This window comes from Lysobacter hankyongensis, from assembly GCF_039543145.1.
Classification (GTDB): domain Bacteria; phylum Pseudomonadota; class Gammaproteobacteria; order Xanthomonadales; family Xanthomonadaceae; genus Lysobacter_I; species Lysobacter_I hankyongensis.
Map to the genome: position 1 here is coordinate 248,468 of NZ_BAABJE010000030.1, position 13,976 is coordinate 262,443.

The 13,976-nt window shown below is 68.6% G+C and carries 16 protein-coding genes; all 16 read left to right on the forward strand.

The features are described from left to right. Nucleotides 1–2 precede the first annotated feature (2 nt). The 16 genes from ABD974_RS19340 to ABD974_RS19415 all read left to right on the forward strand — a co-directional run bounded on the left by ABD974_RS19340 (nt 3) and on the right by ABD974_RS19415 (nt 13,972). Nucleotides 3–1,073, forward strand: a complete 1,071-nt coding sequence (locus ABD974_RS19340; RefSeq protein WP_345304978.1) for an EscU/YscU/HrcU family type III secretion system export apparatus switch protein — start codon at nt 3–5, stop codon at nt 1,071–1,073. After that, a complete protein-coding gene (gene flhA / locus ABD974_RS19345) occupies nt 1,070–3,133 on the forward strand; it encodes a flagellar biosynthesis protein FlhA (RefSeq protein ID WP_345304979.1) in 2,064 nt (687 codons plus the stop codon). The genes ABD974_RS19340 and flhA overlap by 4 nt, the downstream gene beginning before the upstream one ends. Nucleotides 3,134–3,140: 7 nt before the next feature. Beyond that, nucleotides 3,141–3,863, forward strand: a complete 723-nt coding sequence (locus ABD974_RS19350; protein ID WP_345304980.1) for a flagellar hook-basal body protein — start codon at nt 3,141–3,143, stop codon at nt 3,861–3,863. Nucleotides 3,864–4,000: 137 nt separating this feature from the next. Further along, nucleotides 4,001–4,765 (forward strand): flagellar hook-basal body protein, encoded by a 765-nt coding sequence (locus ABD974_RS19355; protein WP_345304981.1) that lies wholly within the window; start codon nt 4,001–4,003, stop codon nt 4,763–4,765. Nucleotides 4,766–4,794: 29 nt separating this feature from the next. Then, nucleotides 4,795–5,493, forward strand: a complete 699-nt coding sequence (gene flgA, locus ABD974_RS19360; RefSeq protein ID WP_345304982.1) for a flagellar basal body P-ring formation chaperone FlgA — start codon at nt 4,795–4,797, stop codon at nt 5,491–5,493. A 7-nt stretch (nt 5,494–5,500) separates the two neighbouring features. Continuing rightward, the gene (locus ABD974_RS19365) at nt 5,501–6,118 is read left to right on the forward strand and encodes a flagellar basal body L-ring protein FlgH (protein WP_345304983.1); all 618 of its coding nucleotides are present in this window, start codon (nt 5,501–5,503) and stop codon (nt 6,116–6,118) included. After that, on the forward strand, nt 6,100–7,248 hold the full coding sequence (locus ABD974_RS19370; protein ID WP_345304984.1) for a flagellar basal body P-ring protein FlgI: 1,149 nt from the start codon (nt 6,100–6,102) through the stop codon (nt 7,246–7,248). The genes ABD974_RS19365 and ABD974_RS19370 overlap by 19 nt, the downstream gene beginning before the upstream one ends. A gap of 73 nt (nt 7,249–7,321) precedes the next feature. Then, nucleotides 7,322–7,693, forward strand: a complete 372-nt coding sequence (locus ABD974_RS19375) for a hypothetical protein (protein ID WP_345304985.1) — start codon at nt 7,322–7,324, stop codon at nt 7,691–7,693. Nucleotides 7,694–7,695: 2 nt separating this feature from the next. Further along, the gene (locus ABD974_RS19380) at nt 7,696–8,118 is read left to right on the forward strand and encodes a flagellar basal body rod protein FlgC (protein WP_345304986.1); all 423 of its coding nucleotides are present in this window, start codon (nt 7,696–7,698) and stop codon (nt 8,116–8,118) included. After that, a complete protein-coding gene (gene fliE, locus ABD974_RS19385) occupies nt 8,118–8,459 on the forward strand; it encodes a flagellar hook-basal body complex protein FliE (RefSeq protein WP_345304987.1) in 342 nt (113 codons plus the stop codon). The genes ABD974_RS19380 and fliE overlap by 1 nt, the downstream gene beginning before the upstream one ends. A 71-nt stretch (nt 8,460–8,530) precedes the next feature. Continuing rightward, nucleotides 8,531–9,925 (forward strand): flagellar basal-body MS-ring/collar protein FliF, encoded by a 1,395-nt coding sequence (gene fliF, locus ABD974_RS19390; RefSeq protein WP_345304988.1) that lies wholly within the window; start codon nt 8,531–8,533, stop codon nt 9,923–9,925. Beyond that, a complete protein-coding gene (locus ABD974_RS19395) occupies nt 9,922–10,389 on the forward strand; it encodes a hypothetical protein (protein WP_345304989.1) in 468 nt (155 codons plus the stop codon). Before fliF ends, ABD974_RS19395 begins: the two co-directional genes overlap by 4 nt. Further along, entirely contained in the window at nt 10,389–11,138 is a 750-nt protein-coding gene (locus ABD974_RS19400; protein ID WP_345304990.1) for a FliH/SctL family protein, read from the forward strand. The genes ABD974_RS19395 and ABD974_RS19400 overlap by 1 nt, the downstream gene beginning before the upstream one ends. Continuing rightward, complete coding sequence (locus tag ABD974_RS19405) at nt 11,135–12,475, forward strand: FliI/YscN family ATPase (RefSeq protein ID WP_345304991.1); 1,341 nt, start codon at nt 11,135–11,137, stop codon at nt 12,473–12,475. The genes ABD974_RS19400 and ABD974_RS19405 overlap by 4 nt, the downstream gene beginning before the upstream one ends. Continuing rightward, on the forward strand, nt 12,472–12,927 hold the full coding sequence (locus tag ABD974_RS19410; RefSeq protein ID WP_345304992.1) for a hypothetical protein: 456 nt from the start codon (nt 12,472–12,474) through the stop codon (nt 12,925–12,927). The genes ABD974_RS19405 and ABD974_RS19410 overlap by 4 nt, the downstream gene beginning before the upstream one ends. Beyond that, complete coding sequence (locus ABD974_RS19415) at nt 12,920–13,972, forward strand: hypothetical protein (RefSeq protein ID WP_345304993.1); 1,053 nt, start codon at nt 12,920–12,922, stop codon at nt 13,970–13,972. Before ABD974_RS19410 ends, ABD974_RS19415 begins: the two co-directional genes overlap by 8 nt. Nucleotides 13,973–13,976 lie beyond the last annotated feature (4 nt).

The following is a 13,976-nucleotide window of genomic DNA, read 5'->3' on the forward strand; positions in this document are numbered from 1 at the left end:
CCGTGTCGCAGGGCGATCAGGACAAGACCGAAGAGCCGACCCCGTTCCGTCTCGACGAAGCGCGCAAGCGCGGCGAGGTCGCGAAGAGCATCGAAGTCTCCGGCATCGTGGTGATGATCGTCTTCGCGGCGATCGTTGGGCTCACCGGCGCGGGCGTGGCGTTGGCGCTGGCCAACGCGACCCGGCGGATGATCTCGGTCGCCGGCGACGTGAAATCGCTCGACGGCGCCTTCGTCGGCTGGATGTCCAACACCTACGCGCCGGTGTGGCAGGCGCTGACGCCGCTGCTGCTCGGCCTGCTGGTCGCGGCGGTGCTCGGCCATCTGCTGCAGACCGGACCGATCTTCACCACCCATCCACTGAAGCCGGACTTCAAGCGGATGAATCCCATGCAGACCCTCAAGCGCGTGTTCTCGATGCGCACGCTGTGGGAGCTGGGCAAGCTCACGGTCAAGTTCGCGCTGCTCGGCGCGATCTGCTGGGTGATGATCACCCGCGCCGCTGCGCTGGCCGAGGCGGTGGCGATGTCGCTGCCGCAGCGCGCCGGTTCGCTGCTGCACGGCGCCTTCGTCAAGGCTTCGATCTACACGCTGCTGGCGCTCGCGCTGGTGGCGGCGGTGGACATGCTGTTCACCCGCCGCGAGTTCATGAAGAAGATGCGCATGAGCCGCCGCGAGCTGAAGGACGAGATCAAGCGCCGCGACGGCGACCCGGCGGTGAAGTCCAAGCAGAAGCAGCAGTTGCGCGAACTGCTGAAGAAGACCCGCGCGCTGGCCAAGGTGCCGTCGGCCGACGTGATCATCACCAATCCCACGCACGTCGCGGTCGCCCTGCGCTACCGGCCCGGCGAAACGCTGGCGCCGGTGATCCTGGCGAAGGGCGCGGGCGTGCTGAGCGCGCGCATCCGCGCGATCGCGGCGCGGCATCGGGTGCCGATCGTGCGCTCGCCGAAGCTCGCGCGGATGCTGTATCGGGAATGCGAGATCGACGGCATGGTGCCGGCCGATCAGTACGCGGCGCTCGCGCCGATCTATCGTGAAATCTGGGCGTCGAAGCGGGAGATGGGCGGATGAGACAGTTGTTCCTCCAGTTGTGGACCGGCAAGCGCGACATGCTGTTGATCGCGCTGGTCATCGGCGTGCTGGCGGTGTTGTTCGTGCCGATCCCGTCGCCGCTGCTCGACTTCCTGCTGGTGGCCAACATCAGCATGGCGCTGCTGATCCTGCTGGTGACCTTCTTCACCGAAACGCCGCTCAAATTCTCGACCTTTCCGACCATCCTGCTGCTGGTCACGCTGTTCCGGTTGGCGCTCAACGTCTCCGCGACGCGCCTGATCCTGGAAGGCGCGGACGCCGGCCGGGTGATCAACGCGATCGGCGAATTCGTGGTCGGCGGCAACTACATCGTCGGCGCGGTCGTATTCCTGATCCTGGTCGTCGTGCAGTACGTGGTGGTGACCAGCGGCGCACAGCGCGTGGCCGAAGTCGCCGCGCGTTTCACCCTCGACAGCATGCCCGGCAAGCAGATGAGCATCGACGCCGACATGAACATGGGGCTGATCGACGAGCACGAAGCGCGTCGTCGCCGCGCGCTGATCGAGAAGGAGGCGAACTTCTACGGCGCGATGGACGGCGCGACCAAGTTCGTGAAGGGCGACGCCATCGCCGGCATCATCATCATCCTCGTCAACATCGTCGGCGGCCTCGCGATCGGCATCGCCCAGCTCGGTCTGCCCTGGGGCGAAGCGGTGCAGCGGTTCACCCTGCTGACCATCGGCGACGGCATCGTCACCCAGATCCCGTCGCTGGTGATCGCGGTCGCGACCGGCGTGATCATCACCCGCGCCGCCGCCGACGCCCAGCTCGGCGCCGAGATTCCGCGCCAGGTGCTGGCGAATCCGAAGGCATTGATCATCGTCGGCCTCGCGCTGTTCCTGGTGATGCTGCTGCCCGGCTTCCCGAAGGTTCCGGTGATCGTGGTGCTGTTCGCGCTCGGGGGGCTGGTCTGGATGAGCCTGCGCGCGGCGCGCACCGCCGAACAGGCCGAAGAGGATGCCGGCGAAACCACGCCCGCGCAGCAGAAGGCGGGCGACGAGATCCAGCAGTGGATGCGGATCGAGCCGCTGGAAGTGCGCTACGGCGCCGAACTGGCTTCGATGTTCGCCGGCGAGGACAGCGACTTCCAGCAGCGCGTCGCGACGCTTCGCAAACAGATCGCGCAGGATCTCGGCTTCCTGATGCCGAAGCTCAGCGCCACCGCGCGCAGCGAACTGCCGGCGAACGGCTACGAGATCCATTTCCATGGCAATCGCGTCGGCGGCGGCGAGCTGATGCTCGACCACCTGCTGGCGATCAATCCCGGCGGCAGCCGGCAGAAGCTGGAAGGCCCGGACACCCGCGATCCGGCCTACGGTCTGCCCGCGCAGTGGATCGCCAAGACGCTGCGCCAGACCGCGCGCTCCGCGGGCTACACCATCGTCGATCCCGACACGGTGCTGATGACCCATCTCGGCGAAGTGGTGAAGCGCCAGTCCGCCGATCTGCTGACGCGCGCCAGCGTCGAACGCATGCTGCAGCGCGTGCGCGAACAGCACGCCTCGCTGATCGACGAGTTGGTGCCGGGCGTGATGAGCTATTCCGACATCCAGAAGGTGCTGCAGCTGCTGCTGCGCGAGCAGGTGAGCATCCGCAATCTCGAAGCCATCCTCGAAACCCTGGTCGACGCCGGCAAGACCGTGAAGGGCGCGGAAGACCTCGCAGAGCGCGTGCGCGAACGGCTCGGCGCCGCGATCTGCCAGGGGCTGCGCGACAGCAACGGCGATCTGCAGGTGCTGACCCTGGCGCCGGAATTCGAGCGCGCGCTGCTCGCGAACGTGCGTCCGGGCGAACAGCGCGCATCGCCGTTCAACGAAATGTCGCAGCTCGACGCCTTCATGAAGAACATCACCCGCCAGGTCGAAGCGATGATGGGCCGCAACCTGCCGCCGGTGGTGCTGTGCCCGTCGCCGGTGCGCCGTTCGCTGCGCGGACTGCTGCATCGTTCGATGCCCTACGTCGCGGTGATCGGCATGAACGAGATCCCGACCAATCTCCCGGTGCGTTCGTTCGCCGCCATCCATGCCGCTGCCGCCTGAGGACCCCATGACCGATACCCTGCAAGCCATCGCCCGCAGCCTCAGCAACGACGTGCAGACGCTGTCGACGATCAGCCACAACGTCGCCAACATGCATACGCCCGGCTACCGCGGCGTGCGCGCGATCCCCGAATTCAACGTCTCCGGCGTCGATCCGCAGACCGTTGCGGGAACGGCCGCGGAACTCCGCTCGGGCACGGGCCTGTCCACCGCGATCGACCAGCGCGACGGCGTGCTGGCGCAGACCGGCAACGATCTCGACATCGCGCTGCGCGGCCCCGGTTTCTTCGTGGTCGAGCGCGACGGCAGGCACCTGCTGTCGCGCGCCGGCGCGCTGCGCACCGACGCCGAGGGTCGTCTGGTCACCGCCAGCGGCGATGTCGCGGTCGGCTATTCGGGCGCGCTGCAGATGCCGGCCGGCAAGGTCCGCTTCGAACGCGACGGCCAGGTCTTCGTCGCCGATCAGGCGGTCGGCCAGCTGCAGATCGTCGCCGTCGCCGACGCCTCGCGCCTGCATCCGGTCGGCAACGGCGCCTACGCCTACGACGGCGATCTCGTCGAGTGGAAGGGCAGCGTGGTCCAGGGCGCGATCGAACGCGCCAACGTCGACGCCGCCGAAGAGACCGTCCGCCTGATGGAGACGACGCGCCACGCCGAATCGGTGCAGCGCGCGATTTCCATCTACGACAAGGCGATGGACACCGGCATCAACCAGATCGGCGGCAACTGACGGGGGAGGATCTGATTGCGCGCTGATCCTCGCGCGGTCCGCAAATCGCTTCAGGACACGAAACGCTTCAACGCAACACCGAACGCCATTCCACCGCACCACCTCCGCAGTCACGACTTCCGTACAGGGACACCAGCATGATCGACGCACTCTACATCTCGGCCAGCGGCCTGCGCAGCGAGCAGAAACAGATCGACGTGATCTCCAACAACGTCGCCAACATGCATACGCCCGGATTCAAGCGCAGCCGGGTGAACTTCGTGGAAGTGGCCACCGCGGGCGTGTCCGCGGGCATCGGCGCCACGGCCGACTCCAGCGGCAACGGCACCCGCATCCACTCAACCTCGACCATGTTCGCGGCCGGCAACCTGCGCGCCACCCAGAATCCGCTGGATCTCGCCATCGATGGCCACGGTTTCTTCGAATTCGAGGCCGAGAACGGCCAACTCGTCTACAGCCGCGACGGCCAGTTCCGGATCGATGCCGAAGGCCAGCTCGTCAACGTCCAGGGCCTGCGCCTGTCGCGTCCGATCCAGATGCCCGCCGACGCCGAGAACGTGCGCATCGCGCCGAACGGCGAAATCACCGCGATCCTGTCGGGTTCGCCGGACCGCCAGGTGATCGGCCAGATCGAGTTGACCGCGTTCGCCGCGGAAGACGCGCTGGACGTGCTGGGCGACAACCGCTTCGGCGCCACCGACGCCGCCGGCGCGCCGTCCTACGGCCGTCCCGGCGAGGACGGTTTCGGCAGCGTGCAGCAGGGGTACGTCGAGCTGGCGAATGTCGAGATGGTCGAGGAAATGACCGCGCTCGTGCTCGCCCAGCGCGCGTATCAGCTCAACGCGCGCGTGCTGCAGGCGTCCGACCAGATCCTCGAAACCATCAACAACCTCCGCCGCTGATTCCGACGCCGATTCTCGCGCCCGACCGCATGTCCCGCCTTCTCGCCCTCGCCATGGCCGCCGCGCTCGCTTCGCCTTCTCCGGCGACGCAGACGTTGCCGGCCGCGGACATCCAGCGCGAAGTTGATCTCGCGCTGGCGCAGCGTCTGCGCGAGGCGGGCAGCAGCGCGCGGATCGTCGCGATCTCCGGCGTGCGCGATCAGTCGCTGCCCGCCGGTCGCGCGAAGGCCGAGGTCGGCGCGATCGCCGGGCGCTGGCCGCGCGCGCGCGCCGGCGTGCCGGTGCGGCTGACGGTGGATGGCCGCGCGGTTCGCACGGTGACGGCGTGGGTCGAAACGACCGATGTCCGTCGCGTGCTGACCTACGCCGACGCCGCCAACGCCAGGACCGCCGGCGACGCGCTGCGTCTCGCGGCGGGAGACGTGGACATGACATGTTGCGACGGATCCGCGGTCGCGGATGCCGACGCGCTGCGCGGCCAGCGCCTGCGTCGCGCCGTGCGCGCGGGCGCGCCGGTGTTGCCGTCCGATTTCGAACCGATGCCCGACGTGGCGGAGCGCCAGCAGGTGACGATCGAAGTCGTGCGCGGTCCGGTGCGCCTCACCACGATCGGCACCGCGCTCGCGGACGGCCACATCGGACAAACCATCGCGGTGCGTCCCGACGCATCGGACAGCGCGGTCGTCGCGCGAGTCATCGACAAAAAGAAGGTGAGTCTTGAAGAGTAGATCCCCGATGAAACGCCACCACCGGCCCGCCTGGACGGTGGTCCCGGCCCTGGGTCTTGCGCTGCTCGCCACCGCATCGCATGCGGTCGCAGGCGAGGGCGACAGCCAACGCGAAAGCCTCATCGATCCGGGGCGTTATCGCGCTTTGGCCGCGGACCATCGCGCCTACCGTGTCGGTGACATCGTCACCATCCAGGTGCTGGAAGCCACGCGCGCGAAATCGCAGGCGGCCACCGAGGCCGGCAGCGAGCTCGATCTCGGCGTCGGCCTGAGTTCGCCGTCGACGACCTACGACGCCACCCTCGGCCTCAACGGCGGCAACGCCTCCGGCGCGCAGACCACGCGCGTCGGCGAACTGCGCACGCAGGTGTCGGCGCAGGTCATGGCGATCGAAGCCAACGGCAACCTGCGCATCGAAGGCGAGCAGTCGCTGATCGTCAACGGCGAACGCCAGAAGATCCGGATCAGCGGTCTGGTGCGTCCCGAGGACATCAGCGCCGCCAACACGGTCTGGTCGAACCGCATCGCCAATGCCGACCTCGAACTGCTCGGCGTCGGCGTGGTCAGCGAGTCGCAGCGCCAGAGCATCCTTTATCGCGTGTTCAAATGGCTGAGGTTGATGTGATGCGTCCCTTCGCGTTGTTTTCCGCTTTCGCGCTCGCCGCGCTGCTCGCGTCGACCGCCGCCGCGCCGGCCGTCGCCGCCGAGGTCAAGATCAAGGACATCGCCCGCATCGCCGGCGTGCGCGAGAACGCGCTCACCGGTTACGGCCTGGTGTTCGGCCTGTCCGGCTCCGGCGATTCCATCCGCAACCGCGCCACCGTGCAGTCGGTGGCGAACACGCTGCGCAATTTCGGCGTGAACGTCAGCGAAGCCGACATCGCCAGCCGCAACGTGGCCGCGGTGATCGTCACCGCGAAATTGCCGGCCTTCGCCGAGCCCGGCCAGGAGCTGGACGTGCAGGTGGCGTCCTCCGGCGACGCGCGCAGCCTCAACGGCGGCACGCTGATGCTGACGCCGCTGATGGGCCCCGACGCCCGGCTGTACGCGACCGCGCAGGGCGCCATTTCGGTCGGCGGCTATCAGTTCGAGGGCATCACCGCCTCGACCCAGAAGAACCATCCGACCGTCGGCTGGATTCCGTCCGGCGCCACCGTCGAACAGTCCTCGCCGCTGCGCGTGGCCGGCGACGGTCGTTCGCTCAGCGTGCTGCTGAACGAAGCCGATTTCACCAACGCCAACCGCATCGCCGCGTCGATCCGCAGCGCGCTGCCGGGCGTCGCGGTGCGCGCCGAGCATGCGGGCAAGGTCGTGGTCGATTACGGCCGCGTGCCCGACAGCGTGGTCGCCGAAATCGCGCGACTGGAAAACCTCACCATCCAGCAGCAGCGCCGCGCGCGCGTGGTGGTCAACGAACGCACCGGCACCATCGTCGCCGGCGGCGACGTGCGCCTGGGCGCGGTCAGCATTTCGCACGGCAATCTCAACGTCGAGATCCGCACCGATTACACGGTGTCGCAGCCCGGCGGCCTGCTGGTGCGCCCCGGCAGCGGCGTGGCGTCGGTGGTGGTGCCGCGCACGACCCTGCGCACGGACGAAGCCGACGCGCCGCTGGTGAGCATTCCGGAAGGCGCGACCGTCGCCGATCTGGTGGCGTCGCTGCGCGCGGTACGGCTGACGACCCGCGACGTGATCGCGGTGTTGCAATCGATCAAGGCCGCGGGCGCGCTCGACGGCGAGCTGATGATCCAGTGATGAACGATTCCGTACAGCGCGATCCGGCGATGCGCGATCAAACAAACAATCGTCCTGCAACGAGGGGAATGGAATGAGTGCCGAAAACACGATCGATGCCGTGCGTCTGGCCCTGGGCCTGCACGAAGCCCGCGCCCGCGTGGCGGGCATGAATGTCGCCCGCGCCGGCAAGCCCGACGCGACCGCGCTGAAGGTGGATTTTGCCGCGATCGAAGCCGCGCTGCACGAAGTGGCGAAGACCGGCGACGAAGCCGCGGCGGCGCGCCTGATCGAAGCGGCCGCGCGCGAGCTGCAGGCCAGCCGTCCCGAAACCACGCACGACCCGATCCGGCTCGACGAACAGATGGGCCTCATCGCCACCGCCGGTGTCGAATATCAGGCACTCACCGAAGCTCTCAGCCGACAGTTCGGCCTGATGCGCATCGCCATCGCCGGGAGGATCTGAGCATGCCTGTCGATTCCGTGCTCGAAGCGTCGCGCAACGCCATGAACTACGAGCGTCTGCGCATGGATGCCGCCAGCCGCAACATCGCCGGCGCCAACGTGCCGGTCGCGCCGGGCCAGAGCGCGATGCGCTGGCGCGTGGACGGTGCGAATGCCGCCGGCTCGGCCGATTTCGCCGATGCGGTCGGCGCTGCGCCGATGGCGGGTTCGCCCGTGTTGGGCGAGACCGAAGCCACGGTGCGCGAGGTCTACGACCCGGGTCATCCGATGGCCGGCACCGACGGCATGGTCCGCTATCCCGCGGTCGACATGGTCCAGGAAATGACCACGCTGATGACCGCGAGCCGCGGCTACGAAGCCAACGTCCGTTCGTTCAACTTCCTGCGCAACATGCTGCTGCGCGCCATCGAAATCGGAGCCAAGTGATGTCCATCGAAGCGATCTCTCCCACGGGTATCACGCCGTTCGCGGCCGATGTCGCCGCAGCCGACCGCGTTTCCGCCGCCCAGTTTTCCGGTATGCAGGCGTCCGGCGTGCAGGCATCGGGTCTGGATTTCGCATCGATGATCGGCGACGGCCTCAGCCGCGTCGACCAGAGTCTGCGCGCGGCCGACGGCCAGATCCGCAGTCTCGCCGCCGGCGAGAACATCCCGCTGCACGACGTGATGATCTCGATGGAGCGCGCGCGCATGGATCTGATGCTGGTGGTCGAGGTCCGCAATCGCCTGGTGGAGGCCTACCAGGAACTGACCCGCATGCAGCTCTGATCTTCCACGCCGAATCCTCCGCGCAAACGCCCGCCCGCCATCTCCAATAGTCCATCTCCAGGGACGCCGACATGAATCCCCTCAAGTTCTACAACGCCCTCGAACGCGGCGCCCGCATCGGTTTCGCGGTCGGCGTATTCGCCATCGTCCTGATCACCGCGGGCATGCTGTGGTGGCTGCTGTCGCCGCGCGAGCAGCTGATGTTCGGCGGGCTGAAGGAAACCGATGCCGCGGAAATCGTCGAAGCGCTCGACGAATGGAAGGTGCCGCACACCATCGTCGATGGCGGCACCGGCATCGCGGTGCCGGAAGAAGTGATGTACGAAACCCGGATGCGGCTGGTGTCCGCCGGCATCCCGCGCGGCGGCAACGTCGGTTTCGAGTTGTTCGACGATTCCGATTTCGGCGTCACCGAATTCGCCCAGCGCGTGAACTACCAACGCGCGCTGCAGGGCGAGATCGAACGCACCATCGCCGCGCTGCCGGCGGTCGAGTCGGCGCGCGTGCATCTCACGATCCGTCGTCCCGGTCTGTTCGTGGGCGAACAGGAAACCTCGAAGGCCTCGGTTGCGGTCGGATTGCGCCCGGGCGAAACCCTGTCGCGCCAGCAGATCCGCGGCATCCGCAGCCTCGTCGCCGCGGCGGTGGAAGGGCTGAGCCTGCAGCAGGTGACCGTGCTGGATTCCACCGGCGCACTGCTCGCCGGCAGCGGCGGTTCGCCGTCGGGCGGGCAGGCGATGGAAGCGCAGGACGACAGCGAGTCGCAGGCCGAACTGCGGATCCAGTCGCGCATTTCCGAACTGCTCGGCCAGGTGCTGGAAGACGGCGAATACCGCGTCTCGGTCGATGTCGACCTGGACTTCGACGCGGTGCGCCAGGTCAACGAGCGGCCGCTCGGCAACGATGCCGTGATCGCGCGCAAGCGGATCAATTCGCTGGCCGACGAACGCGACGACGCCGCACGCAGCAGCAACGAGGACGTGGAATACCTGCACGGCACGGTGCGCGAGGAGATCTCGCGCGCGCCGGGCAAGATCAAGCGCATGTCGGTCGCGGTGATCCTGCCGACCTCGCTCGGCGAGGGCGACGTGACCCGGATCGAATCGCTGATCGCGGCCGCGGCCGGCATCGACGAGATGCGCGGCGATCGTCTGGAAGTGTCGCGTCTCGGCCGCGGGGAAGGTTTCTCGGCGCGTCGCATCGAAATCGACGAAGCGGCGACCGCGGGCGAAAGCGCGCCGGTGCGGATCGGCTTCGACGTCGCCGCGCTGCCGGCGCTGCCCAAGATCCTGTTCTTCGTCGTGCTCGGCCTGCTGCTGGGCGTGATCGTCGCGTTCGCGATGCAGAAGAAGCCCGCCGCGCTCAGCCCGACCGAACGCGAAGCCGTGCTGGGCAAGATGCGCGCCTGGCTGGCCGAAGGGAACCTCGCCGAAGGCGGCACGAACGAAGGGAGCCGGCCGCGGTGACGCCGACCACCACGACGACCACCACGACGTTGGGTCAGCGCAAGACCGCGCTGATGATGATGACGCTGCGCAAGAGCGACCGTCGCCAGTTGCTGTCGCGCATGCCGCGCGCGGCGGCCGATCCGCTGCGTCGCCTGATCGCGGAGCTCGAATCGATGCCTTGGCCGGTGGCCGACCTCGTCGATGAGTTGCTCGCCGAGGAAGTGCGCGGCCTGACCGCACGCACCTCGCTCGAACTCGACCAGATCGTCGCGCTGTCGCGCCGTTTGCCGCCGGTGTGGTTCGCGCGCGCGCTCGCGGCGTGGCCCGGCATCGATCGCAATTTCTGCGTGTCGCTGCTCGATCCGGCGGTGGCGCTGGAGGTGAAGCAGGAACTGGTGCGCATGGGCACGCTTCCGCCGAAGGTCGCCGATGCGATCAAGGCCGAGGTCGTGGCCCTGCTGTCGTCGCAGGAGGCCGCCTGATGTCCGCCACGCCGACCTCCGCCAAACCGATCTCGGGACGGATCGAACGCGTCGATGCGGATGCGCGCATCGTCGGCCTGGGCGATCTGTTCAAGCCGCGCGAGCCGGTCGTGGCCGCCGAGCAGGCGCCGCCGCCGCCGGATCCTCGCCTGCTGCTGGAACAGGAGCGCGTGCGCGTGCTCGACGCCGCCCGCAAGGACGGCCATGCCGCCGGCATGCGCGATGCCGAGAAGGCGATCGAAACGCGCGCGCTCGCCGCTGAGCGCGAATGGCGCGAGAAGTTCGAGAAGGAAACCGCGCGGCTGGCGGACACCACGCGCCGGCTCGAAGCCTTGATCGCGGCGTTGCCGGATGCGGTCGCCGAGATCGAGCGCCAGGTGGAGACGCTGACCGTCGAAGCGACGTTCGCCGCGACCCTGCGGATCGTCGCCGAAGCGGCGCGCGATGAGGCGATGGTGCTCGACTTCTGCCGCGAGGCGCTGGCCGAATACGCGCTGCGTCCGGTGCGTCTGCGCGTGCATCCCGCACTCGTCGCCGCGGTCGCGGCCACGCTCGCCAGCGACGACATCCGGGTCGAGGGCGATCCGCGCCTCGCACCCGGCCAGTGCCGGATCGAGAGCGAAAAAGGCCTCTACGACATCAGCCTCGCGCATCGTCTCGATGCGTTGAAGGATCAGTTGCTCGCGAGCCTCGACGACAGCGCCACCGATCTTCGCGACGCGCGCGTGGCACGGGAGCCGCGCGCGTGAATCGTTTCCGGGACCGTCTTCTCGCCAATCTCCGCCAGCTGCCGGTCGGCCGCCAGCTCGGACGCATCGTGTCGTACAACGGCCTGGTGATCGAGGCGATCGGCCCGGAAGCACGGCTCGGCGAGCTGTGCGAGATCGAATCCGAACACGAGCCGGGCACCAGCTACATGGCCGAAGTGGTCGGCTTCCGCCAGGAACGCACCCTGCTGATGCCCTACGGCCATCTGGCCGGCATTTCCACCGCCAGCATCATCCGCGCCACCGGCCGGCCGATGACCGTGCCGGTGGGCGATGCGTTGCTCGGTCGCGTCGTCGATGCCTTCAGTCGTCCGCTCGACGATGCCGGCCCGCTGCGTTTCGACGATGCCTATCCGCTGTATCGCGAACCGATCAATCCGATGGCGCGCGCGCCGATCGAACAGGTATTGGAAACCGGCGTGCGCGCGATCGACGGCCTGCTCACGCTCGGCGTCGGCCAGCGCGTCGGCATCATGGCCGGCAGCGGCGTCGGCAAGAGCACGCTGCTCGGCATGCTCGCCCGGCAGGTGGTCGCCGATGTGACCGTGCTCGCGCTGGTCGGCGAACGCGGACGCGAAGTCGGCGACTTCATCGACAACGCGCTCGGCCCGGAAGGCCTCAAGCGTTCGGTGGTGGTCGTGGCCACCTCCGACGAACCCGCGCTGGTGCGCGCGCACGCCGCGCACGCCGCGCATGCGATGGCCGAATACTTCCGCGACCAGGGCAAGTCGGTGCTGTTGATCGTCGATTCGATGACCCGCTTCGCGATGGCGCAGCGCGAGATCGGCCTCGCCATCGGCGAGCCGCCGACCTTCCGCGGCTACACGCCGTCGGTGTTCAGCAAACTGCCGACCCTGCTCGAACGCTGCGGCCGGCTGCGCAGCGGCGGCGCCATTTCCGGCGTCTACAGCGTGCTGGTGGAAGGCGACGACATGAACGAGCCGGTCACCGACCACATGCGCGCGATCCTCGACGGCCATATCGTGCTCGATCGCGATCTCGCATCGCGCGGGCATCATCCCTCGATCGACGTGCTGCGCAGCGCCAGCCGACTGATGAACCATGTCGCCAGCGAAACCGAGCAGGCGGTCGCGCGCGACGTGAAGAAGCAGATGGCGGTGTACGCGGCCTCGCGCGATCTGATCGAGCTCGGCGCGCACCAGCGCGGCGTCAACGCGGCGCTGGACACCGCCATCGACGCCAAGGCGCCGCTGGACAAGGTGCTGCAGCAGACGCCGAAGCAGTTCTCGACGCGCGCGGACAGCCTGCGCCAGTTCGCCGCCGCGCTGAACGTGCCGAAACCGGGAGGCGCCGGATGAGCGCCAAACAATCCACCGCGATCCGCACTCTCGTGCGCTGGCGCGCGTTCCAGGAAGCGCTGGCCGAACGCGAATGCCAGCAGGCGTCCGCGCGCGTGCTCGAAGCGCGCGCCGCGGTCGACGAAGCGGAGTCGGTGGTCGCCGCCATCCGCAACCGTCGCGACGAACTGCTCGGCGCACAGGCTCTCGATCTCGGGTGGCTGCGCGCGGTCGACGAATTCGAACAGCGCGCTGCCGACGAAGTACGCGCACGCAGCGACACGCTCGATGCCGCCAATCGCGTTCGCGAGGAGGCGGTTTCGGAACATCTGCAGGCGCGGTCCCGGAGTCGCGTCGCCGAGACCCGCTGCGACCGCGTGGTCCTGCAGGAAAACGATCTCGAAGAAAAACGTCTGTTCGACCGGATGGCCTCGCTCATCGCGGTCGGCGCTCAGGAGAATCGCCATGATTGATCGCTTGCATCAGACCGCTTCGCCCCTGCCGCCGCGGCCCGCGGCGCAGGAATCCCCGCCGGGCGTGCCCTCGTTCCTGGAATGGGCGCTGTCGAATCCAGACGCGGAATCCGGATCGTTGCCCGATGGCCGATCCGCTCCCGACGGACAGCACGGCGATCCGGGACAGGCCGCGCTCGCGACGCCGCTGCCGCCGGGGATGCTGGAAGCCTCGCTGTTGCCGGCTGCGGTCGATCCCGCGCTGAGCCTGCTGCCGCGGAACCTGCCGGGCGATGCGACGCATGCGAATCCGCCGATGCCGGCGCCGGGCGAACCCGTGCCGCCCACGTCCGCGTTGCCCGGTCCATTCGCGCTCGCGCCGGGCGAACCCGCATCGCACGATCTCGCGGCCGGCATGCCGACGCCGCCCGGTCTCGTTTCCGGCGATCCGGCCGTTGCCGTCGCTGCCGCGACCGATCCGCAGGACGCCGTGACGCGGATGCTGCAATGCCATGTCCGCGGGCCGAACGGCGAGCGCGAAGTGGTGTCGTTGCCGTGGCGTCTCGCCGCCGGTGGTCGACTGGATCAGAGTCTGCGCGCGCCCGGCATGGTCGCGCCCGGCGCGGTCTCGAACCTGGCGCCCGGTGCGATGCCGCCGCCGGGCAATGTGGGCTCGCCGTACTTCGACGCACAGGGCCGTCTGCAGAACGGAATCCTGCCGCCCGGTGTGCTCGCAGCGGGCGAAGGCGTATTGCCGCCCGGCGTGGTGCGCATCACCGCGCGCGGCGCCGAGGCATCGGGTGCGGCGACCATCGGCGCCGCTTCGACGCCGGTGGTGTCGGAATGGCTGTCGCGCTGGATGAAGTGGATCGAACGCGATGGCCACGATCCGGTGGTGCTGTTGCGCGACTACCGCATGGACGGCGACGAGACCCGCCGTGTCGTCGACAGCCTGCGCGCCTTCGCGCGCGAACACGGCGTTTCGCTGGAGCGCGTGGTGGTCAACGGCCACGAGTTCTGGCGCAACCCCGACCGCGATCCAAATGCCAACAGGACAGGGGAGTAAGCGC

Excerpts from the sequence above, each read along its gene's own strand:
- flgA (WP_345304982.1), top strand. The coding sequence starts at position 4,795 with ATGTCCCGCCTTCTCGCCCTCGCCATGGCCGCCGCGCTCGCTTCGCCT.
- fliF (WP_345304988.1), top strand. The coding sequence starts at position 8,531 with ATGAATCCCCTCAAGTTCTACAACGCCCTCGAACGCGGCGCCCGCATC.
- ABD974_RS19415 (WP_345304993.1), top strand. The coding sequence starts at position 12,920 with ATGATTGATCGCTTGCATCAGACCGCTTCGCCCCTGCCGCCGCGGCCC.
- ABD974_RS19375 (WP_345304985.1), top strand. The coding sequence starts at position 7,322 with ATGAGTGCCGAAAACACGATCGATGCCGTGCGTCTGGCCCTGGGCCTG.
- ABD974_RS19365 (WP_345304983.1), top strand. The coding sequence starts at position 5,501 with ATGAAACGCCACCACCGGCCCGCCTGGACGGTGGTCCCGGCCCTGGGT.
- ABD974_RS19350 (WP_345304980.1), top strand. The coding sequence starts at position 3,141 with ATGACCGATACCCTGCAAGCCATCGCCCGCAGCCTCAGCAACGACGTG.
- ABD974_RS19410 (WP_345304992.1), top strand. The coding sequence starts at position 12,472 with ATGAGCGCCAAACAATCCACCGCGATCCGCACTCTCGTGCGCTGGCGC.
- ABD974_RS19370 (WP_345304984.1), top strand. The coding sequence starts at position 6,100 with ATGGCTGAGGTTGATGTGATGCGTCCCTTCGCGTTGTTTTCCGCTTTC.
- ABD974_RS19400 (WP_345304990.1), top strand. The coding sequence starts at position 10,389 with ATGTCCGCCACGCCGACCTCCGCCAAACCGATCTCGGGACGGATCGAA.
- flhA (WP_345304979.1), top strand. The coding sequence starts at position 1,070 with ATGAGACAGTTGTTCCTCCAGTTGTGGACCGGCAAGCGCGACATGCTG.
- fliE (WP_345304987.1), top strand. The coding sequence starts at position 8,118 with ATGTCCATCGAAGCGATCTCTCCCACGGGTATCACGCCGTTCGCGGCC.
- ABD974_RS19380 (WP_345304986.1), top strand. The coding sequence starts at position 7,696 with ATGCCTGTCGATTCCGTGCTCGAAGCGTCGCGCAACGCCATGAACTAC.
- ABD974_RS19355 (WP_345304981.1), top strand. The coding sequence starts at position 4,001 with ATGATCGACGCACTCTACATCTCGGCCAGCGGCCTGCGCAGCGAGCAG.